This is a genomic window from Candidatus Oscillochloris fontis (assembly GCF_004138135.1).
GTDB lineage: Bacteria > Chloroflexota > Chloroflexia > Chloroflexales > Chloroflexaceae > Oscillochloris > Oscillochloris fontis.
In genome coordinates, this window is the sequence record NZ_RYFD01000046.1 from 13,676 (window position 1) to 35,555 (window position 21,880).

The following is a 21,880-nucleotide window of genomic DNA, read 5'->3' on the forward strand; positions in this document are numbered from 1 at the left end:
CCCCCTACTTGCGCGTTAGTTTATTTTACGCTATAGTAAAAATTGGATCAGTGCAAAGTCTGAGCAATGGTTACAAGCCTCTTGAGGAGGATGGCATGGCATCACGCCGGCGCGAAAAGCTGCACGGCCTAGCGATCTCGGATGTGGCGATCAACCAGCCGGTCTTCATTACCATGATCATGCTGGCGATCATCACCTTTGGTGTCCTGGCCTTTCGCACGACCCCTGTTAATCTGTTGCCCGATATTGATGTTCCGATTGTCGCTGTAACGGTTACTTACCCTGGCGCTGGCCCGGAGAGTGTGGCCGATCAGGTGGTTATTCCGCTTGAGGACGCCCTGAACACGCTCGAAGGGCTTGATCATATCACCTCGCAATCTAACGATGGGTTCGGGGTGATTATTCTGGAGTTTGCGAGTGGCATCAACACTGAACGCGCCGAGCAGGATGTGCGCGAGAAGGTGAATGGGGTGATGCCTTCGCTGCCGCAGGATGTGCGTGATCCAGTTTTCCAACGCTATGATCCTAATTCGGCCCCGATCATGCAGGTGGCGGTTTCGGGTCTAGCGGGGCAAAGTTCGCTCGAACTGCGCCAGATGTTGGAGAATGAGATTGTACCGTTGCTCCAACGCGCCGGTGGGGTGGGTAATATTGTCATCCGTGGTGGTGATACGCGCCAGATCAATGTCCTGATGGATCTGAGTAAGTTGCAGGCGTATGGCATTCTGCCCTCGCAGATCACCCGCGCTCTTCAGCAGGCCAACGCCAACCTCGGTCTTGGTACGATCACCCAGGGCAACCAGGAGATCAGCCTGCGTGCTCCGAGCCTCCTTCAGACCCCCGAAGATATTGGGCGCATCCTGATCACTGGTACGAGCTACCGGGTTGCGGATGTGGCGACGATAGAGGATGGGGTGGCCGATACGATCAGCTTCTCGCGCCTGAATGGCAGTGATGCGATCATTCTCTCGATTCTGAAGCAGTCGGGTACCAATACGGTACAGGTGGCCGATAATGTGCATGAGGTGCTAGAGCGAACCTTCGCTACGCATCCCGATCTGACCTATACCATCCCGCGTGATGAGTCGCTCACAGTGCGCGATTCGGTCAATAGCTCGATTGAGGAGTTGGTGCTGGCCTCGGTCGCAGCCTTCTTGGTGGTGTGGGCCTTCTTCGGCAATCTACGCAGTACGGTGATCACCATGATTGGTCTGCCGATCATTCTGATCGGAACCTTCATCTTTATGCCCTTCTTCGGCATCACGATCAACATGATCAGCTTGCTGGCACTCTCGCTATGTGTCGGTCTGGTGATTGATGATGCGATTGTGGTGCGTGAAAATATCTTCCGCCATCTGGAACGGGGTGACAGTGCGCGGGTGGCGGCATCCAAAGGTACGTGGGAGGTCGGTCTTTCGGTGTTGGCTATGACCCTGACGATTGTGGCGGTCTTTGTTCCAGTCACATTTGCCGAGGGTACCGCCGGGATTGTTTTCCGCTCCTTCGGTCTGATCGTGGCGATTGCGATTATGCTTTCGCTGGCCGAAGCCTTTACCTTCGCCCCGATGATGTCGGCGAACCTCTTCCCGAACATGAAGGCGAAGGCGAAGAAGCACAAGGGGCCACACCACGATGTCGTGCCTGACCTGACATTTGTTGAGGCCGACGCCGAATTGAGCGAGCGCGATGCGGGCCTGATCGAGGAAGCCCACGAAGATCCGGGTCGTATGGGGCTGATCTATGGCAATATGCTGGACTGGAGCCTCAAGTCGCTCACCAACCGCTTGATCGTGATCGGGATTGCGGTTGGGGTTCTGGTGCTGAGCGCCTGGATTGCGAGTGGCCTGAAGTTCTCCTTCTTCCCCGAACAGGATACCCACGAGTTTCTGGTGGGTTTTGAGTTGCCAGCGGGTACGGCGCTTGATGAGACCAATCGCTTGGCGCTTCAGGCTGAAGAGATCATGCGTGCTGATCCTTCAATTAAGACAGTGATTAGCACGGTGGGTTTTAGCGGTAATCCCGAACGTGCCGAGTTTGCGGTCAAACTGACTAAGGACGATCCTACTTTGGTGGTGCAGGAGCGGTTGCGCGAGCAACTCACCTTCTTGCCGCGTATTGCCTTCAGCGTCCCTAGTTTCCAGCCGACTAGCACCGGTATTACTGGGCGTGAATTGCAGGTTAGTTTGCAGACCACGCGCCCGCTGCATGAATTGGCTCCGGTGGTTGCTGCGGTGCAGGGCGCAATGGAGTCAGTCGAGGGCTTGGTTGATGTTGATTCCAACTACACGACCGGCAAGCCCGAACTTCAGTTCATTGCTGATCCGGCACGAATTGGTAATATCGGCATTACGAACGATGACATTGCAACCTCGGTGCGTGCCTTGATCAACGGGAGCCGTGCCACGGTGCTGCGCCAGAATGGGGTGGATACCGATATTGTGGTGCGCCTGCGCCCCGATGACCGCGATAGTGTGCAGGATCTGAGCGCGATTACCATTCCGACCCGCTCCGGCTCGGTACCGCTCAGTTCGTTGGGGACGGTCAATCTGGACTCTAGCCCGACGACGATCCGCCGTTACGACCGGCTGAATCAGTTGTTGGTGGGAGCCAATCTGGAGGGAACCAATCTGACCGATGCCTCAAATGATCTTGAGCAGAGGATTGTTGCCCTGGGCATTCCGGCGGACATTGTGGTCAGTTATCAGGGAACACTTCAGCAGACGACCGAGGGTTTCGATTCGCTGATCCTGGCGATGCTGCTCTCGGTGCTCTTCGTCTATATGGTGCTGGCCTCGCAGTTCGGTTCGTTTACCCAGCCACTGGTGATCATGATGGCGATGCCCTTCAGCTTCATCGGAGCCTTTCTGGCGCTGCGGATTGCCAATATTGACCTCGACATCACCGGGATGATCGGTCTGATTATGCTCCTCGGTGTGGTGGTGAAGAACTCGATCCTGTTGGTGGACTTCACCAACCGTCTGCGCCGGGTGGGGATCGAACGCCACCAAGCGCTGCGTTTGGCGGGGGCGATCCGGTTGCGCCCGATCATTATGACCTCAGCCTCGTTGGTGGCGGGGGCGATTCCCACTGCGATGGGCCTGCACATCTTTGGGGGTGGCGAGGGTAGCGAGTTCCGACGCGGTTTGGCCTGGGTGATCATTGGTGGGATTACCACCTCCACCCTGCTGACTCTGCTGGTGGTGCCGACGGTCTATAGTTTGCTTGACTCGGCGGTGGGCCGCTTTATGGGTCTGTTTACGCGCAATCAGTCGGTAGCCCCGACACCGGTTTCAACCCCCGCACCGGCTCCCGAGCCAGAAGTGGCGGAAGAGGAACCAGTAGCCAAGCCTGATCCAGCGACACCAGTTGGCGCGGATGCGTAGTTGAACGATGAACATATCAGGTATCAAAGGAATATCTATGCGTAAGAAGAATATCCTCGCCACCGCCACGCTTATCCTCGTGCTGAGTGGCTGTGCGGCCAACGAAACGCCTGCGGCTGTTCCGACCACTTTGGTGCCGACGATGGTATTGGCTGGAGGTAGTAGCGATCAGTCACCGACATCATCTGTCGAGGCGAGTGGCCCAGTGGCGGCACCCACCAGTGCGGCCCCTGCAATTAGTGCGGGGGTGAGCGCAACTGGTGAGGTGGCGGCGCGGCAGATTGCCGATCTCGGCTTCCGCGTTCCGGGCACGGTTGATCAGGTCTTGGTCGAAGAGGGTTCGGTGGTGACCGAAGGCCAAGAGTTGGCGCGTCTTGACACCCGCGAACTCGATCTGCAAGTGGCGCAGGCCGAGGCGCAACTGGCTTCAGCGCAGGCCAACTACCAGCGCGTGATTGACGGTGCGACCCCGCAGCAGATCGCGGCGGCGCGGGCACAGGTAGCCCAGGCATCGGCGGGGTTGCGTCAGACTCAGGGCGCGGTGACGGATGACGACATTGCGGCTGCCGAGGCCAACTTGCAGCAGGCGGTGGCGCGGCAGGCCGATATTCTCGCCGGGCCGAAGGCGACCGACATGCAGCAGGCGCAAGCGGCGGTGCAGCAGGCGCAGGCCAACCTCGACATTCAGCGCACCAACCTCTCGGCGGGTAAGGAGCGCGCTCGTTTGCAGATGGAGTCGGCGGCGAATGTGCTGCGTAACGCCCAGGATGCCTACTCGCGCATCTACTGGAGCAACCGCGAACTTGAGGACAAGGGGCGTGATGTGCCTCAGGCGCTGAAGGATCAGGAGGCCCAGGCGCAGCGCGGTGTGGAGGATGCTGGAATCGGTTTTGAGAATGCGCGGTTGGCCTATGAGCAGTCCATCCAGAACGAGATGGACGGGATCTTGGCGGCAGAGGGCCAACTCGCCCAGGCACAAGCCTCGCTCCAGAAGTTGCTTGATGGGGCGACCACCGATCAGCGGGCGGCGGCGGCAGCAGCAGTGGCACAAGCCCAAGCTACCCTCAACAAACTGAAGGGCGACCAGCGGGCAGGTCAGCTTGCTCAGGCCCAGGCTGGACTTGCGGCGGCGCAGGCGAACCTGAACCAGATCACCGCTGACCCCACCGAGGCGACGGTGGCCGGTGCGCTCGCGCAGGTGCGCGCTGCCGAAGCAAGCCGCGATGCGGCCAAACTCAACCGCGATAAGGCATCGCTCCTTGCTCCCTTTGCCGGTATTGTCTCGATTGTTAATATTGATCCCGGCGACCTCGCGAGTGGTGCGGGTATGATGGTCATTCAGGTGGTGGATGTCAGCGAATTGCGCATTGAGGTCAACATTAGCGACACCGATGTAGCCAAGGTGCATGAGGGCCAGACGGCTACGATTGAAGTAGATGCCATCCCTGGGCGCAGCTTCACCGGCACGGTAGACTATGTGGCTCCGACGGCGACGCTGAGCGGTACGATTCGTACCTACGCGGTACGAATTGTGCTGGATAGCCAAGAGGGATTGCGGGCGGGGATGAGTGCGCGGGTGACGATAAAGGTCTAACGCGGGGGTTTGGAGTAGAAAGGTAGGTAGCCTGATGACGAGCAGTTTGCGCGAACGCCGTCGCCAACGTCTATGTGACGAGATCTTGGAGGCGGCTCAAAGCCTGATTGCCGAACGGGGCTATGCCGCCATGTCTATGGAGGATTTAGCCGCACAGGTCGGCATCTCCAAACCAACGCTCTATAGCCACTTCTCAACCAAAGAGGATCTCGTCGTTGCGATGGCGACCTTAGCGATGGAACGGCTCTTCTCGGCGGTGGACGATGGAGATCCGCCCCGTCGCTCGCCATTAGCGCGGCTGACCGATCTACTCCGCACGGGGGTGCAAGTTCAACTGGATCGCCAAGTAACGGCGATGCACCTCTGGATGCCAGAGATTGTGCAGATGATGAAGAGTCGCGAGGAGTCGCTTGCTCAACTATGCCGGATTGATGCGGTTGTCGTTGATCTGGTGCGGCAAGCTCAGGCCCATGGTGAGATTGCCGATGGCTTAGATGAACCGAGTGTGGTGCGCATCTTCTATGCGCTCTTCATGTCACCCAACGTCGCCCGCCTCAGTCTGGTTGATACGCCCGATCCGGATACGATGCCAGAGGCGGTCGCACGCTTCTTCCTCCGTGGGGTAGCTTCGGGGAAGAACATGTAGGAGGCGCGTCGCGACGCGCCCCTACGGACGCCATCGTGTGGTATCATAGGCACCTCATTCGCCCGCTGATGTTTGGTAGGATCATGGCTCTACGTTTCCGCGATCATCTCGCTACGAGTGTCGCGCTTCTTCATGCAATGGCCGCCCACGCCGAGGCGGTTGATGCGATCACCGATCAGATTGTTGCTGCGCTCTTGGCGGGGCAGACGCTCTTTACCTGTGGCAATGGGGGCAGTGCCACCGATGCCATGCACCTTGCCGAAGAGTTGGTGGGGCGTTACCGTGTCTCGCGGCGGCCTTTTCCGGCGATCTGCTTGAATAGCGATGTTGGTGCGATTACCTGTATCGCCAATGACTTCGGCTATGAGCAGGTCTTTGCGCGTCAACTTCAGGCGCTCGCCCGCCCCGGTGATCTGTTGATCATCTTCAGCACCAGTGGTAACTCGCCCAATATCCTAGCTGCCCTCCACACCGCCCGCACCTGTGGCGTAACCAGCATTGCTATGCTAGGAAAAGGTGGTGGTCATGCAAGCCAACTTGCGGATCATACGCTGGTGGTGCCGAGCAATGAGAGTGCGCGCATCCAAGAGGTGCATACGCTCCTGCTGCACACCATCTGTGAAGCGTTGGAACAGCAAGTGGTTGGTTGAAGTAGTCCGCCACCCGTTCATGTCCTTTGGTCACCTGATCGTTTGTGAGGAGCATACCTGTGGATCGTATTCTTGTGACGGAAAAGATCGCTGAAGAGGGTCTGGATGTCCTGCGGCGCAATGCCCAAGTAGATGTCAACCTGACGCTGGACAAGGCTGGCCTACTGGCCGTCATTGGGGAGTATGACGCGCTGGTGGTGCGTTCTGCGACCAAGGTAACGGCGGAGGTGATCGCGGCGGGCAGCAAACTGCGGGTGATTGGTCGTGCTGGTACCGGGGTGGATAATATTGATGTCGAGGCTGCGACCCAGCGCGGGATTATCGTGGTCAATGCGCCGGCCTCGAACAATATCGCGGTGGCTGAGTTGACGATTGGTCTCATCCTCAGCATGGCGCGCAGTATTCCCCAGGCGCATGCCTCGCTCCAGGCGGGCAAGTGGGAGCGCACCAAGTTTTCGGGTTGGGAAGTGCGGGGCAAGACGCTGGGCCTCGTCGGCTTGGGCCGTATCGGCTCCGAAGTTGCCCACCGCGCTCGCGCCATGGAGATGAGCATCCTCGCCTTCGATCCGGTGGTCTCCTTCGACCGCGCCGAGCAGATGGGGGTGGAGTTGGTGACGATGGATGAGTTGGTGCAGCGCGCTGACATCATTTCGATCCACGTTCCGTTGACCGATGGCACACGCAATCTCTTCAGTGCCGCCCGCATCGCCCAGATGAAGGCCGGGTCGTTCCTGATCAATGCCTCACGCGGTGGGATTGTTGATGAGGCTGCGCTGGTTGAGGCGATCAATGCCGGGCGCATGGGTGGTGCCGCACTGGATGTCTTCAATACAGAGCCGCCCGCCGCTGATAACCCGGTGATTGGTCATCCCAAGATTATTACTGTACCCCACATTGGGGCCTCGACCGCCGAAGCGCAGACCTCAGCGGGCACCGAGGTCTCCGAGGGAGTGGCCACCGCGCTCAGTGGGGCAACGCCGCGCTACGCCGTCAATGCGCCCTTCGTCGCCCCCGAGTCGTGGGCGGTGCTTCAGCCCTACCTCAGCTTGGCGCGCAACATGGGGTCGCTGATCATGCAGATGATCCAGGAGCCGGTGCGCAGCTACGAGTTGGAGTATTGTGGCGAATTGGCCGATGTGGATACCCAGCCGGTGCGTTTGGCGGTTCTCGAAGGGCTGCTCTCGGCCAATAGCTCCGAGCGTGTCACCCCGGTCAATGCCCCGGTGATCGCCCGCAACCGTGGGATGCGCATCAGCGAGCGCACCATGCCCGATGCTGAGAACTATGCGGGTCTGCTGGTGATCAAAGTCCAGACCGCCAATAACTCGCATACCTTCAGCGGCAGTGTGCTGCGTGGTGAACCGCACATCGTTCAGGCCGACGGCTACTTCGTGGACTTCGTGCCCCAGGGCTCGTTGCTCATCACCTACCACCGCGACCGCCCCGGCATGATTGGGCGTGTCGGTACGCTGTTGGGTGAGAACGATGTCAACATTTCGGGTATGTATGTGGGGCGACTCTCGCCGCGTGATCGTGCTATGATGGTCTTAACGCTCGACGAGCCAGCCTCGGACGCAGTGCTGGATCTGGTGCGGGCGCTCGATGATATTGATCAAGCCTACTGTGTCACACTCTAGTGTGTAAACTCACCTCCGGTGGGGGTTCGGGGGCGGCGTAGCCGCCCATTGACGCTACCGCTAGGGCTACCGCTGGGGCTGCGCCCCAGACCCGTTTTTTTCTCTTCTTTTGGCGGCGAAGCCGCCAAAAGAAGAGAAAAAAAGTTCTTCGGGGGAAACTTTTCCTCCCCCGAACCCCCACTACCGCCTATGCCACGCGATACACTCTTCGTCCGCCTCGCTAATTATTGGGCCGTTCCCCTCGTTGTCGCTAGTCTGCTGGTCGTTCTGTTGGGGACACTCTATCCCTTCACGATGCAGTGGGAATTGATCTCCAACGCCGACAAATCAGAAGTTCTGCGTACCTTTCTCTTTCGGCGTAGCGGCGGCGGGGATATCGTTGATAATGTGCTCCTCTTTATTCCGCTGGGTTTTGGCTTGGCGAGTGCCAAACTGGTTCGGCGCATCCCGGCATGGCCGCTACTGGTGATGCTTGCCTGCACCGGTCTCTCCACGAGTGTCGAGTTCTTGCAGATCGCGTTGCCCTCGCGTGCGCCAACTGCGATGGACGTGCTCACCAATACCCTCGGTGGTGGGTTGGGTGTGTTCGCCTTCCTCGTCGCGCAACTGCTCTGCTTCCAGCGGCTCAGCTTCGCCTTTGTGGTGAGTGTCGCAACGGTGGGGCTGTTTGCTCTGACTATCCCGCTCCAGCGAACGGCGCGCTTGACCAACTGGGAATATCCCTTCACGCTCAATCTGGGCAGCCAAGAGCAGAAGTGGCGTGCGTGGACGGGCACTATCCGCACGTTGGCCTTCAGCCCGGTGGCAGCCAGCCCTGAAGAATTGCAGGTGCTGACGAGTCAGCCCACTGCTGATCCGAGTTATCCCTGGAACGCGCATTATGATCTGGCGGCTAGTAATCCGCTAGAGGATCAGACCGGGACGCAGGCGAGTTTTAGTCCGCTGCGCATGGCAGCGATCAATGCGGGGCCAGAGGGCGTACAGTTCGGGGTGGGGCAGGCGCTGACGATCAATTCGGATGGCTTGGCTCCCATTATCTCCCCGATCCAGGTTGCCGACCAGATCACCATGGTGATCGCGCTCACCCCTGGCAAACGCGATCAATACGGCCAGATCATGCGCATCGGTGATGCCGAAAACTACCTCAACCTGATGCTGACCCAGCGCGGGGGCGATCTGATCGTGCAACTGCGTACCCCAGCCACCGGCGAGCATACGGATCGCATGATCTCGCTGGTCTTGGATCATGTCTTTGATCAACCTGGAGCGCAGGTTATTGGTCTGAGGTACCAACGTGGTGTGCTTCAGGCCGCCATCAACGGCACGTTGCGTCCGGAGCGGCTCGACATCACTCCGGCTATGGCCTTCTTCTCACTCATGCTGCCCTTTAAGGCCAACAACGTGCTGACTCGTTACGACTGGTTCCCGACCCTGTACGCTCTGCTCTACGCGACGATGTTGTTTGTGCCAGTGGGCCTCGCCAGCGCGCTGTGGGCATCACCACGCTGGCACCTGTCCCTGCGGCGCTTGTTGGAACTCAGCTTAGCACTGTTGGCGGTTGGTGCCTATGCATGGCTCACCAACTACGCCGGGGGCCACTGGTCCTCGCCGGAGTTGGCATTGTTCCAGGTTGGGGTGGCCCTAACGACAGCAGGGATCAGCGGCGTTATGATCGGGCGTGATCCGCCCGCATAACCACCACCCCGCCTAATCCCAACATCACCAGCGTACAGGTGAGCATTGCTGCCACCATAAACGGTGGCCCGTAGCTGGTGAGGAGCAGGCCAATTAGGGCAGGGAGTACCATCCCGCCACTGTTGCCGAGACCCATGGACATCCCCGCGAGGCCACTGTTGCCTTGCGAGAGCCGGTTGATCAGCGCGATGGTCGTGGGGAAGACCGGGCCACAGGCTAACCCGAAGAGCAACGCGCCAGCAAAGGAGCCTGCGGGGGTACCTACACTCAGCATGAGGAGTCCGGCACCAGCGACCAAGCCGCTCAAGGCCATCAGCAAGAGGTGATGCGCACTCAGCCGCATGCCCAAGCCCGCCGCGAGTAGACGCCCGCCACTCAAGGCTAACCAGAAGGCCGAAGCCACCAGCGTGGCTTCGCTGAGCGCCATCCCCGTACTCTTCTGCATATAGAACGTCACCCAGCCACTAAAACCAACCTCCGTTCCGGTGTAGATCATCAATACGAGGCCCAATAGCCATACCGGCCAGGCTTTGCCCGCATGCTGCGGGCCAGTTCTCTGATTCTGGGTCGCTGCCGCCCCGCTGTGTTGCGCAACACGTGGGATAAAAGGGGCCAACCCGATCAAGATGACACCCCCGATCCAGATCGCGGCTTGCGGGCGATCAAGGCGTGCCCCGATCTGCCCAACGATCAACGGGCCGAGGATAGCGCCCAAGCCAAAAAAGAGGTTGACTCCGTTGAGTGCGGTGGCGCTGTGCTGTTGGAAGATCCGTGCAATCAGGATGTTGCCCGCGCCGATAATCCCACCAAAGCCAATTCCACTCAGTCCAGAGGCGATCAGTAAGAGGGCCAGATTGGGTGCCACGGTGATCCCCAACATGCCTACGCCCATCAAGCCCATCCCCAGCGCCTGGACTCCGGCAAGGCCAAAGCGGCTACTCAGTGGGCCTAGTTGGGCTTGCATGAGGACGACTCCCGCCGAGAAGCAGGTAAAGATCCAACTCAGTAGTGCTAACTCGGTGCCGGTTCGTTCGGCTAACCAACCGAGATTTGGCCCTAAACTGGCTAGGGCGATCCCGGCACCTAAAAAAGCTGCGCAGGAGAGGATAAGGGTGGTGGTGTGTTGGTTTTTCTCGCTGCGCATTCCTGCGATGGCCATGATTACTCCATTCTTCGCATTTCGATGTTGACAGGCGCAAAGACTTCTTGTGCATGTGTCATCAGAATCTTTGCGTCTTTGCGTCAAAGAAAGACAACCACATGGTATCATCTCCGCAAGAAGAGATCGCACGGCTATATGAAGGTGATCCCTATGTCTGATGTACGCTATTGTCCTGCATGTGGTGCGCAAGTTAGCGCAAATGAACGCTTCTGTGGTGTCTGTGGCTCACGAATGGAGGTACCGCCAGCAGCCCCAACGGTACCCGTCGGAGGTGGACCGACACAGGTGTTGCCGCCTGAACCGGCGGGGACAGCATTTGGTGTTCCGCCAAGCTCAACGGTGCTGCCTGCTAAACGCGGGCTGCCGGTATGGGCAATCGTGCTGGCCGTGGTGGGTGGATTGGTGGTGGTGGGCTGTATGGCGATCTTTGGCCTAGTCTCGATCTTCGGTGATCAGATCAGCAGTACGCCAACCACGCGGCCTACAAGTGGCAGTGGAGCCGGTGGGATTGTACCGCCTCCGCTGCGCCCAAGTAGCGAACCTACAGATCTCCCGACTGCCACAGCAGCTAATATCACCGGTGGCATTGTGGGTGTGATCAGTGCTGATGCCTCGGTGGTGCGTACCGCTGAGGCCGCTACAGCCCAAGCTGCCAGCGCAGCGGCGCAGGTTGAAGCTGAAGTCGCCACCCTGATTGCCTCGGCCAAGCTGATCTTTAGCGATGCGTTTGTGGATAACCGCAATGCATGGTTCACCGGCGTCTTTGAGGAGATCGAGACCGACAAGATTGAGGATGGGGTCTTTAAAGTACAGTGGTCGGCACGCGGCACCTCCTACGAACTGTATGAGGTACGCAAGTTCACCAACTTTATTGTCGAGGTGGACTGTCTGGTCTATCAGGGTGGTGGCGACGGTAGTTGTAGCCTCGTCTTTGATCAGGAGAACGACGTGGGCTTCTATAAGTATGAGGTCTTCGATGACTACTACCGGCTCTTTGTGGTTGGATCGAGTGGCGATCCGATCATGCTCAGTGAGGGCGATCCGGTTGGGATTGTTAAGGCCGGTGATGTTAACCGCCTGCGTGTGATCCGCCAAGGTGCCCAGATCCGTATCTTCCTTAACGGGACACTCCTCGATACTCTGAGTGATAGTACCTACCAGGGCGGCAAGATTGGAGTCTCGACCAACTGCTACAACGATGCTGGTGGGGTTGAGATCTGGTTTGATAACTTCTCGATCTGGGAGTTGCCATAATCTTGTTTGTTATTGTTTGGCGGCTTCGCCGCCAAACAATAACAAACAAGGGTGACAAACGCTCCTAATTAGGAAACCAACACGCTTAACGGTGCTTCGAGCAGCCGCTTCAACTCCTTCAGGAAGGTTGCCGCCACTACCCCATCCACCACGCGATGATCGGCACTTAACGTAACGCTCATCACCTGTCCGATCACGATCTGGTCGTTGCGCACCACTGGCACTTTGCGCACCGCTGCTACCGCCAACGATGCCGCTTGGGGTGGGGTAATGATCGAGCCAAATTCGCTGATCCCATACATCCCCAGGCTCGTTACTTGGAAGGTCGCGCCTTCAAGCTCGTGCTGCTTGATCTTGCCCTCGCGGGCGCGATGGGCCATCGTGTGGATCTCGTGGCTCACCACGCTCAGCGGCTTGCTGTCGGCCTCGCGTACCACCGGGGCCACCAGCCCATCAGCGAGGGCCACCGCCACCCCGATGTTGATTGTCGGGTGGGTGAGGATGTGTGGCTGGCCGTTCGCGTCGCTCTGGTAACTGGTGTTGAGTGCCGGAACAGCCCGTAGTGCGAGGGCGGCGGCCTTCACCACCATGTCGTTGAGCGAGACCTTCACGCCACTGGCGCGAATCTCTTCGCGTAGCGCAACTGCCGCGTCCATGGCGATCTCCATGGTGAGGTACATGTGCGGTACCCCCGGCTTGCTCGTGCTCATCGTGCGCGCAATCGCCTGACGCATGCGGGACATCGGAACACCCGCGTTGTTCACTGCACTCTGGGGCGGATCATCTGGGGCGGTGAATGGTTCCACATCGCGTTTAACGATCCGTCCATCCGGGCCACTGCCGCTCATTTGGTGCAGATCAATCCCCTTCTGCTGGGCGATCTGGCGGGCGACGGGTGAGGCTTTGATACGTTCGTGGTTCACGCCGTTGGGCGGTGGGGTAGACGGGGGCCCTGGTGTAGGTGGTGTAGCCACGACAAGTGCCGGTGTTGCTGGTGCAGGTGACGCGGGCTGCACAAACTCGCCCTCGCCAATATAGGCGATCACCGTCCCGATGGGCACCGTCTGGCCCACGGGCACCACAATCTGCTGGAGTTTCCCCGCATCAAATGACTCAAGCTCCATCGTCGCTTTGTCGGTCTCGATCTCGGCGATAATTTCGCCCACCGCGACTAGCTCCCCGATCTGTTTCAGCCAGCGCCCCACGGTTCCCTCAGACATGGTATCGGAGAGGCGGGGCATGGTTACTTCAGGCATACCAGACTCCTTATTTCAGAATGCTCCGTATCGCATGCACGAGGCTATGGGCGCTCGGCTTGGCTGCGGCGGAGAGATCTTTTGCATACGGCAGTGGCACTTCCAAGCCGGCCACGCGCTTGACAGGTGCATCGAGATAATCGAACGCCTCCTCCTGGATGGTCGCGGCAATTTCAGCCGTCACCCCGTAGGAGTACCAATCTTCGGCGATGACCACAGCGTGGTTGGTGCGCTTGACCGACTCGATGATCGTGGGGCGGTCGAGCGGGCGTAGCGAGCGCAGATCCACCACCTCGACACTGATTCCTTCGGCGTCTAACTGTTGCGCCACCTGAAGCGCCACGGCGGTCATGCGCGAGTAGGAGATGACCGTCACATCACGCCCGTGGCGTTTAACCTCGGCCTTGCCAATCGGGATGACATAATCGTCGTCGGGAACCTCGCCCTTGGTATCGTAGAGCGCGAGGCTCTCAATAAAGATCACTGGGTCATCATCGCGGATGGCGGCGCGCAGGAGGCCACGCGCATCATAAGGGTTGGCGGGAGCCACCACTTTGAGACCGGGGCAGTAGGCGAACCAGTTCTCGAAGCTCTGCGAGTGGGTAGCGGCGAGCTGGCCGGTGCCGCCCGATGGAGTACGGATCACCATGGGTACGCGGGCCTGACCGCCGAACATATAGTGGATCTTCGAGGCGTGGTTGACCACCTGATCAATTGCCACTAGCATAAAGTTGATCGTCATAATCTCGACAACTGGACGCATGCCGAGCATCGCCGCGCCAATCGCCACACCCACAAAACCCTCTTCGGCGATGGGGGTGTCAACCACCCGACGCGGGCCAAACTGATCGAGCAAGCCCTCGGTAATACGGTAGGAACCTTGGAAGAGACCGATCTCTTCACCCATCAGCACGACCTGTTCATCACGCGCAAGTTCTTGACCCAGGGTGCGATTGAGCGCTTGGCGATAGGTTAGAATTGACATAACTACTCCTCACCCCGATTAATCCGCACCGCCCGTAGCGCATCGTCGGCAGCGGGCGTATTGGCAACCGGGGTGGCATACATAAAGGTATAGAGGTCAGCAGCTTGCGGATCGGGGCTAGTCGTAGCGAAGTCTATCGCCGCCTGCACCTCGGCATCAATCTGCTGGGCGGTGGTATCGAGAAAAGCTTGATCGGCAATCTGCTGATCGAGCAGACGGGTCGCAAAGCTGGTGATCGGATCAAACTTCTCGCGACCCCGCCGGACGGCCCCCGCATCGCGGTAGCGGTCGGCATCAATCACCGAATGGCCACGAAAGCGGAACGAGACCACATCAAGGATCGCGGGTTCGTGATCCTGCTCGGCCTTCTGGCGCAGACGGCGCACCGCATCGCGCACGGCAATCACATCGGTGCCATCCACCCGTTCACCGTGGATACGGAACGAGGCTCCCTTCTTGGCCAGATTTGGCTCGGAGGAACCGCGCTCAACGGCGGTACCCATACCATAGCCATTATTCACGATAAAGAAGATCACCGGCAACTGCCACAACTTAGCCAAGTTGAGTGACTCATAGAACGCGCCGATATTCGTCGTTGCGTCGCCCATTTGGGCGATCACCACCCCCGGACGGCCCTGGTACTTGAGCGCATAGGCCGCACCGACTGCGAGGGGTACTTGGCCACCCACAATCGCATAGCCACCCATAAAGTGGCGCTCGGCATCAAAGAGGTGCATCGAGCCACCGCGCCCACCAGAAACCCCAGTCTCCTTACCGAAGAGCTCAGCCATCACGCGCTTGGGATCAGCACCACGGGCCAGGATATACCCATGCTCGCGGTAATTGGTGAAGACATAATCATCGGGCGTAAGCGCCGCATTCAGACCCACAATCGTGGCCTCTTCACCCAGATTGAGGTGGCAATAGCCACCGATCTTGGCCTTGACATACATCTCGCTAGTACGTTCCTCAAAGCGGCGCAACAGGAGCATCTGAGCGTAGTAGTGGCGCAGATCGCTAGGAGCCTCGTGCTCCAGACTGATCATGTGGCTACGCGGCTTATTGACCGTTGTACGCATTGGTATGCCTTTCTCCTGAAATATACATCGTGAATATTATCACAAATAATTAAAAACAATAAAAAAGAACCACTCGGAGACAGTATACCAGAAAGGTATTGCCAATGGGGGCTTCGACAGGCTCAGCCAGCAGGGCATGGGCAAAGCCACCTCCGGTGGGGGTTCGGGGTCGGCGTAGCCGCCAAAACACAACAAAAATGAGAGTTTAGGGCGCAGCCCCAAGGACTTTGCCCATGTCCTAGCTCAGCTAGTGTAAAGGATTTTACTATGTGCAACATATCGGATGCTATGTTTCACAAAAGATTGATCGGTACAAATGTTCTATATAGATCGGGTATTCTACATTACAAATGGGGTTGTTTCTCGATCTGTACGATAAAAACCGCCAAAATGATGATCAGACTGCCAACGATCTGGATCACGCTCATACGTTCGTCTAGGAAAATATACGCCTGTACCGCCGTCATGGCCGGTTCGAGCGTTGCCAGTAGGTTGGCGATACTGGCTGAGAGGTAGTTCATGGAAGTGTTGTAGAGACCAAAGCCGAGCAGTGTGGGGATGATCGCCAACATAAGCAGGATCAACCAGCCATTTAGGGGCAGATCGGGCCACAGCCGGGCATAGGAACCAGTGCTGCCTGGCATTCCGGGCCAGAGATTGAAGATTGTGATCCAGATTGCGCCTAGTGCGAATGAGTAGAAGAGCGCGTTCCAGGTGTTGATCTGGCGCTTGGCACTCTCTTTCCCCATAAGAGTGTAGATTGCAAAGATTACCCCGGAGAGAATGCCGGTGATCACGCCTAGGGGGTTAAGGTGCCAGATCGTCCCGTTGTAGGCGTTGGAGACCATCACACAGCCCGCGAGGCTGAGCAGAATGGCGATCCCCTTGATGATTCCCAGGCGCTCTTTGAAGATCCAGATCGCAAAGATCGCGGTGAATCCGGCTGAACTGTAGACCAGGACAGTAGCAACCGCTGCACCGTTGGCCTGTACCGAGAGTGCCCAAAGTGTGTTAAGTAGCGCAAGCACAAATCCGTACCAACCATAGAAACTGAGGTTAATAGGCTTGATCCGCAATAATGTTCTATTAACGAACAGGAGTACGGGAAGTAGTGCCACGCAAACCAACAGGTTGCGCCAGAGTGCTAGTACAAATGCGGGGATATGGTAGGTGACGATTAGATGGCTCATAAAGACACCGGTTGTAGACCAGACGGTAATCCCTATCAGTGCGGTGAGGTAGCCTTTTGCCTGGGGTGACACGAGTGTGGTTCTTTCTAATTTGCTCTATCCTTCAGAAGTTGCCCATGCTATAATTGACGCAGTGCGGCACAGCCTTGACTATTCCTCACACGCAGTTATGACAGCAGCCATTGTAACCGAGAGCCTGAGTAAACAGTATGGTTCACGCATAGCCGTGAATGACCTGAGTATGCAGGTGGAACGCGGTACGGTTTTTGGTTTGCTAGGGCCAAATGGGGCGGGTAAGACGACGACCATTGCGATGTTGCTGGGCTTGGTGCGGCCCACCTCCGGCCACGCCACGTTGCTCGGTACGCCACTTGTTGGCCCACAATTCGCCACCGTATTACGTAAAGTTGGTGCGATGATCGAGACTCCTGCGATCTACCCGTACCTGAGCGGTGCAGAGAACCTGTTGGTGATTGCCCGCGCCGGAGGGATTGATCGCAAGCGAGTGGCAGCAGTGCTGCAAATCGTGGGGCTGCATGAACGCGCCAACGATGCTGCACGTACCTACTCACAGGGGATGCGCCAGCGGCTCGCAATCGGGGCGGCCTTGCTACCTGATCCAGAACTGATCATCCTAGATGAGCCAACCAACGGCCTCGATCCCTCCGGGATGGTCGAAATTCGCGAACTGATCCGCAGCTTGGCCGCCGAGGGGCGCACGATCCTGCTGTGTAGCCACCTGCTCCACGAGGTTGAACATCTCTGCCAGCAGGTCGCTATTCTGAAGGAGGGCCGTTTGATCGCCCAGGGTACGGTGGCGGAACTCTTACAGCGTGAGCAGGGTATTCGGCTGCGCGTCGAAGGCGACCCCGCCCCAGCCATCGGACTGCTACACGCGCTCCCCTGGGTCGCGGGCGTTACGCAGGAGGATACGGTCATCTATGTAGATGCTCCTAGCCAGCGGGTGGGCGAACTGAATAGCTACTTGACTCGTCATGACATCGCGGTAGTTGAAATCGGGCTGCGCGAACGCTCACTTGAAGCCTTCTTCCTTGAGGTGACTGGTGATCACTGAGCTTGGCAATCTGATCGCGGCGGAGTGGCTCAAGCTGCGCCGCCGCCCAATGGCATGGATTTTGTTGGCCACCTTCCTTGGCTTGCTGCTGTTTTACCTCGCAACCTGGGCTATGGTTGTGGCACTCCACGAAGGAACGCTGAGTGGAGGAACGACCCGCATCATGCTGCTTAGCGAACCGCAGATTGATGAACTCAAGCGCCAATTGAGCTTCCCTGGTATCTTCGGGGCGGTGCTGGGGCAGGTGAATAGTACCGGCGGGATCTGCGCGATCATTCTGGCAGCCGGCTTTGTCGGTAGTGAGTATGGCTGGGGAACCTTCCGCCTGCTCCTCACCCGTGCGCCCCACCGTGGCTTCTATCTAGTCGCCAAGCTCCTGACGCTGTTGCTGGGGCTGCTAGGGGCGATTCTCGTGGCCCTACTCCTGGGCAGCCTAATCGCTATGGTCTGTCAGGCCAGCCTCGGTCTCTCCAGTACCTTACACTTCCGTGCTCTGCTGCTGCTCCCCCTGGGGGTAGCTCGTTCACTCTTAGTTATTCTGCCTTATGTCATGTTGACCATCACCAGTTCCATCTTCGGGCGCTCGGTGCTGGCCGGAGTCGGCGGCGGCCTGATGTTTCTGGCGCTCGATATGAGTGCTGGATCGATCAACACGCTGGCCGGGGTTGATCCACTGGTGCAGATGCTAGTTAATCTGCTGCTTCAGCCCAACATTAACACCCTGATCGTCATGAACAGCCAACTCTTTGGGTTGGATCAAAGCCTCCTCGTCGGTGGCCTCGACCTCAGCCACTTGCCCTCGCCGCTGCATGCCACCCTCGTTATCCTCGTCTACTCCGGCGGCTTCTTCTGGACCGCCTACCGTCTACTGCTCCGCCGCGATGTCGCCGGAGCGTTGTGAAGGCGTTGGAGCGCTGATCTGCGCTGTGGCGCTCGGATTTATTGAAGGGAAACATTATGACAAGCAGCGTTGCTTTCGATACGGTTGCCCTCGACCGTGCCCTGCGCACACTTCAACAGCAGAAGCAGATTTGGGAAGTGCTGGCGGTTGATAAGAAGATCGAGATGCTGTTGGAGACGCGCTACCTCCTGGGCCACTACGCGGCAGAATGGGTGCGGCGCTCGATTGAAGCTAAGGGGCTAGAAGCGAATTCACCCTGGATCGGCGAGGAGTGGGTCACTGGCCCATGGGCGATTGCCGAGGTCATCAACGGCTATATCGAGACCCTCAAGGCGATTGCTGAGGGTCGTCTGCCGCACCTGCCGCGCATCCGTACCCGCCCCGATGGGCAGGTGATGGTACAGGTCTTCCCACGTACCATCTACGATCATCTGATCCTCAACGGGATTACGGCGGATGTCTGGATGCAACCCGATGTCACCGAAGAGACACTCTACAACGAGATCGGCACGCTCTACCGCAAAGCAACTCACGAGGGAGTGGTGGTGCTGGTGCTGGGTGCGGGGAATCTGAACAGTATCCCGCCGTTAGACGTGCTCTACCACATGATTGTGCGTGGCCATGTAGTCATGCTGAAGATGAACCCGGTCAACGACTACCTTGATCCGCTGATCGAGGCAATCTTTGCGCCCTTCATCCGGACTGGATTCTTGCGCGTGGTGTCGGGGGGAGCCGAGATTGGCGAATACCTGACCCAGCACCCCGATGTGGACGAGATCCACCTGACGGGGAGCGCACGTACCCATGACGCGATTGTTTATGGGACGGGGCCAGAGGGAGAGACGCGGCGGCGGCGCAACGAGCCGCTGATCACCAAACCGATGACGAGCGAGTTGGGGGGCGTCGGGCCACTGATTGTGCTACCGGGGCGTTGGAGTGCAGCGGACATTCGCTACCACGCTGAGCATGCGGTGACGATGAAGCTACACAACAATGGCTTTAACTGTGTGGCCAGCCAGTTGATCGTACTAGCAGACTGTTGGGAACAAAAAGACGAGTTTATGGCGGCGGTGCGCCAAGTAATGCGCGAACTGCCCCAGCGCCCCGCCTACTACCCCGGTGCCGCCGAGCGCCAACGCGCCGCCGTCGCGGCCCACCCACATGCCGAGACCTTCGGTGGTGCGGTGCCGCGCACCCTGATCGCCAACATCGACCCGACCCAGGATGACTACTGCTTCCAGAACGAACTCTTTGGCCCCGTCTTTGCCCAAACCAGCTTGCCGGGGCATGATGCGGCTACGTTCCTGCGCAACGCGGTCGAGTTCTGTAACACACGACTGATGGGCACCCTGGGGGCTTCCATTATTGGACATCCAAATACATTACGCAAACTTAGCTCGGTACTTGATCAAGCCATCGCCGATCTTCACTACGGAGCAATTGGGGTGAACATCTGGGCTGCCGCCGCCTTCCTGATTGCCGAGGGCACCTGGGGTGCTTTCCCCGGCCACACCGAAGACGATATCCAGAGCGGGGTCGGCGTAGTACGCAACGCGCTCATGCTAGATCGGCCCCAAAAGACTGTCGTGCGCGGCTCGTTCTACCCCTTCCCACGCAGTTGGCAGCATGGCGACCTCAGCATCTCGCCCAAGCCGCCCTGGTTTGTGACGAACCGTACCGCATGCCGTACCGCCCGGCTTGTCACGGCCTTAGCCGTTGACCCCCACCTGCTACGGTTGCCGCCGATCTTTGCGCTGGCACTGCGGGGGTGAAGAAGGAGAGACGCTGCTTCGCCTCTCCATTTGTTGATCCGCCTATCACAGAGTAACTGACTTCGGGTATACTACCGACATCACCCGAGACCATCTCCAATCCGCATCGTTCGGGATCGTGTAGCATACTTTAAGGAGCAAGGCCTTATGGGGAAAGAGACCCTGACCGTCACCGATAACCGTACCGGTAAAATCTATGAGTTGCCAATCGAGCACGGGACAATCCGTGCAACTGATTTGCGCCAGATCAAGGCCGAAACTGACGACTTTGGGCTGATGTCATACGACCCAGCCTACATGAATACCGCCGAATGCAAGAGCACTATTACCTATATTGATGGCGATAAGGGCATCTTGGAGTATCGAGGCTACCCGATTGAGCAGTTGGCTGAGCATAGCAACTACCTAGAGGTCGCCTACCTGTTGATCTATGGTGATCTGCCCAACCAAGAGCGTCTGGCTTGGTGGCGCAACCGGATTAGCCGCCACACCTTCATCCACAACAACCTCGTCGAGTTGATCCAAGCATTCCGCTACGACGCCCACCCGATGGGCATTCTGATCAGTTGTGTGTCGGCGATGTCCACTCTCTTCCCTGATGCAAAGAATGTGGATGATCCGGCAGTACGCGAGAAGCAGATCTGGCGCATCATTGGCCAAGTACCCACGATTGCCGCCTACGCCTACCGCAACCGCATTGGTCGCCCCTTCAACCAGCCCGACAACTCGCTCAGCTACACCGCGAACCTGCTCTACATGATGGACTACATGAACCAGCGGGACTACGAGGTCAATCCGGTGCTGGCCAAGGCGCTCGATGTGCTCTTCATCCTGCATGCCGACCACGAGCAGAACTGTTCGACTGCGACCATGCGCGGGGTAGGATCGAGCCGGGTTGATCCCTACTCGGCCCTCTCGGCGGCAACGGCAGCGCTCTATGGGCCACTGCACGGCGGAGCCAACGAGGCGGTGCTGCGTATGCTCCAGCAGATCGGCAACGTCAAGAATGTCCCCGACTTTATTGATCGGGTCAAGAAGGGCGAAGGCCGCCTGATGGGCTTCGGGCATCGCGTTTATAAGAACTACGATCCACGTGCGAAGATCATCCGCAAGGTGGCCTACGAGGTCTTTGAGGCAACCGATAGCAACCCGCTGTTGGAGATCGCGGTTGAGCTTGAGCGCATCGCCTTACAGGACGAGTACTTCATTGCACGCAAGCTCTACCCGAACGTAGACTTCTACAGCGGTCTGATTTACCAAGCACTCGGCTTCCCCATGGAGTACTTCCCGTTCCTGTTCGCCATTCCGCGTGCAGCGGGCTGGCTCACGCAGTGGCTTGAGATGCTCGATGACCCAGAGCAGAAGATCATGCGCCCGCGCCAGGTCTACCTCGGTGCAAGCCAGCGGGATTATGTACCGCTAGAGCAACGTTAGGTTATGTAAAGTAGAGACGCAAAATCTTGCGTCTCTACAGATGCAAAATCTTGCGCCTCTACAGATGCAAAATCTTGCGCCTCTACAGATGCAAAATCTTGCGCCTCTACAGATGCAAAATCTTGCGCCTCTACAGATGCAAAATCTTGCGCCTCTACAGATGCAAA

At 58.2% G+C, this 21,880-nt stretch carries 16 protein-coding genes; 11 read left to right on the forward strand and 5 right to left on the reverse strand.

What is annotated here, in order from left to right:
- The first annotated feature begins 95 nt into the window (after window positions 1-95).
- From EKD03_RS14970 to EKD03_RS14995, 6 genes are all read left to right on the forward strand, one after another.
- Complete coding sequence (locus EKD03_RS14970; RefSeq protein ID WP_129632565.1) at window positions 96-3,383, forward strand: efflux RND transporter permease subunit; 3,288 nt, start codon at window positions 96-98, stop codon at window positions 3,381-3,383.
- Between the two features lie 37 nt (window positions 3,384-3,420).
- Window positions 3,421-4,977, forward strand: coding sequence for a beta-barrel domain-containing protein (locus tag EKD03_RS14975; RefSeq protein WP_129632568.1), 1,557 nt, complete (start codon window positions 3,421-3,423; stop codon window positions 4,975-4,977).
- 34 nt (window positions 4,978-5,011) lie between these two features.
- Entirely contained in the window at window positions 5,012-5,623 is a 612-nt protein-coding gene (locus EKD03_RS14980; protein ID WP_129632570.1) for a TetR/AcrR family transcriptional regulator, read from the forward strand.
- 83 nt (window positions 5,624-5,706) lie between these two features.
- A complete protein-coding gene (locus tag EKD03_RS14985) occupies window positions 5,707-6,273 on the forward strand; it encodes a D-sedoheptulose-7-phosphate isomerase (RefSeq protein WP_129632573.1) in 567 nt (188 codons plus the stop codon).
- A 59-nt stretch (window positions 6,274-6,332) separates the two neighbouring features.
- Window positions 6,333-7,910 carry a phosphoglycerate dehydrogenase gene (serA, locus tag EKD03_RS14990; RefSeq protein WP_129632576.1) on the forward strand — a complete coding sequence of 526 codons (1,578 nt, stop codon included), beginning with the start codon at window positions 6,333-6,335 and terminating at the stop codon, window positions 7,908-7,910.
- A gap of 189 nt (window positions 7,911-8,099) precedes the next feature.
- Window positions 8,100-9,605 (forward strand): VanZ family protein, encoded by a 1,506-nt coding sequence (locus tag EKD03_RS14995; protein WP_129632579.1) that lies wholly within the window; start codon window positions 8,100-8,102, stop codon window positions 9,603-9,605.
- On the opposite strand, the gene EKD03_RS15000 is transcribed toward EKD03_RS14995, so the two are convergent.
- Window positions 9,577-10,764: an MFS transporter gene (locus tag EKD03_RS15000; RefSeq protein ID WP_161569277.1), complete on the reverse strand. Its 1,188-nt coding sequence runs from the start codon at window positions 10,762-10,764 to the stop codon at window positions 9,577-9,579. The genes EKD03_RS14995 and EKD03_RS15000 overlap by 29 nt on opposite strands.
- Before the next feature lie 153 nt (window positions 10,765-10,917).
- Between EKD03_RS15000 and EKD03_RS18680 the strand changes: the two genes are divergently transcribed.
- Entirely contained in the window at window positions 10,918-12,021 is a 1,104-nt protein-coding gene (locus EKD03_RS18680; RefSeq protein ID WP_161569278.1) for a zinc-ribbon domain-containing protein, read from the forward strand.
- 68 nt (window positions 12,022-12,089) lie between these two features.
- Here EKD03_RS18680 and EKD03_RS15010 read toward each other — a convergent pair whose 3' ends face one another.
- From EKD03_RS15010 to EKD03_RS15025, 4 genes are all read right to left on the reverse strand, one after another.
- On the reverse strand, window positions 12,090-13,277 hold the full coding sequence (locus tag EKD03_RS15010) for a dihydrolipoamide acetyltransferase family protein (protein WP_129632588.1): 1,188 nt from the start codon (window positions 13,275-13,277) through the stop codon (window positions 12,090-12,092).
- Window positions 13,278-13,287: 10 nt separating this feature from the next.
- Window positions 13,288-14,262: an alpha-ketoacid dehydrogenase subunit beta gene (locus EKD03_RS15015; RefSeq protein ID WP_129632591.1), complete on the reverse strand. Its 975-nt coding sequence runs from the start codon at window positions 14,260-14,262 to the stop codon at window positions 13,288-13,290.
- 2 nt (window positions 14,263-14,264) lie between these two features.
- Window positions 14,265-15,341 (reverse strand): pyruvate dehydrogenase (acetyl-transferring) E1 component subunit alpha, encoded by a 1,077-nt coding sequence (gene pdhA / locus EKD03_RS15020; protein WP_238613542.1) that lies wholly within the window; start codon window positions 15,339-15,341, stop codon window positions 14,265-14,267.
- Window positions 15,342-15,685: 344 nt separating this feature from the next.
- Window positions 15,686-16,603 carry a DMT family transporter gene (locus EKD03_RS15025; RefSeq protein WP_129632594.1) on the reverse strand — a complete coding sequence of 306 codons (918 nt, stop codon included), beginning with the start codon at window positions 16,601-16,603 and terminating at the stop codon, window positions 15,686-15,688.
- A gap of 97 nt (window positions 16,604-16,700) precedes the next feature.
- Here EKD03_RS15025 and EKD03_RS15030 point away from each other — a divergent pair, with 97 nt between their 5' ends.
- The 4 genes from EKD03_RS15030 (at window position 16,701) to EKD03_RS15045 (ending at window position 21,713) form a co-directional block, all read left to right on the forward strand.
- Window positions 16,701-17,606: an ABC transporter ATP-binding protein gene (locus EKD03_RS15030; protein WP_129632598.1), complete on the forward strand. Its 906-nt coding sequence runs from the start codon at window positions 16,701-16,703 to the stop codon at window positions 17,604-17,606.
- Window positions 17,596-18,507: an ABC transporter permease subunit gene (locus tag EKD03_RS15035; protein WP_238613543.1), complete on the forward strand. Its 912-nt coding sequence runs from the start codon at window positions 17,596-17,598 to the stop codon at window positions 18,505-18,507. Before EKD03_RS15030 ends, EKD03_RS15035 begins: the two co-directional genes overlap by 11 nt.
- A gap of 56 nt (window positions 18,508-18,563) precedes the next feature.
- Window positions 18,564-20,279, forward strand: coding sequence for an aldehyde dehydrogenase family protein (locus tag EKD03_RS15040; RefSeq protein WP_129632601.1), 1,716 nt, complete (start codon window positions 18,564-18,566; stop codon window positions 20,277-20,279).
- A 147-nt stretch (window positions 20,280-20,426) separates the two neighbouring features.
- A complete protein-coding gene (locus tag EKD03_RS15045) occupies window positions 20,427-21,713 on the forward strand; it encodes a citrate synthase (RefSeq protein ID WP_129632604.1) in 1,287 nt (428 codons plus the stop codon).
- The last annotated feature ends 167 nt before the right edge of the window (window positions 21,714-21,880 follow it).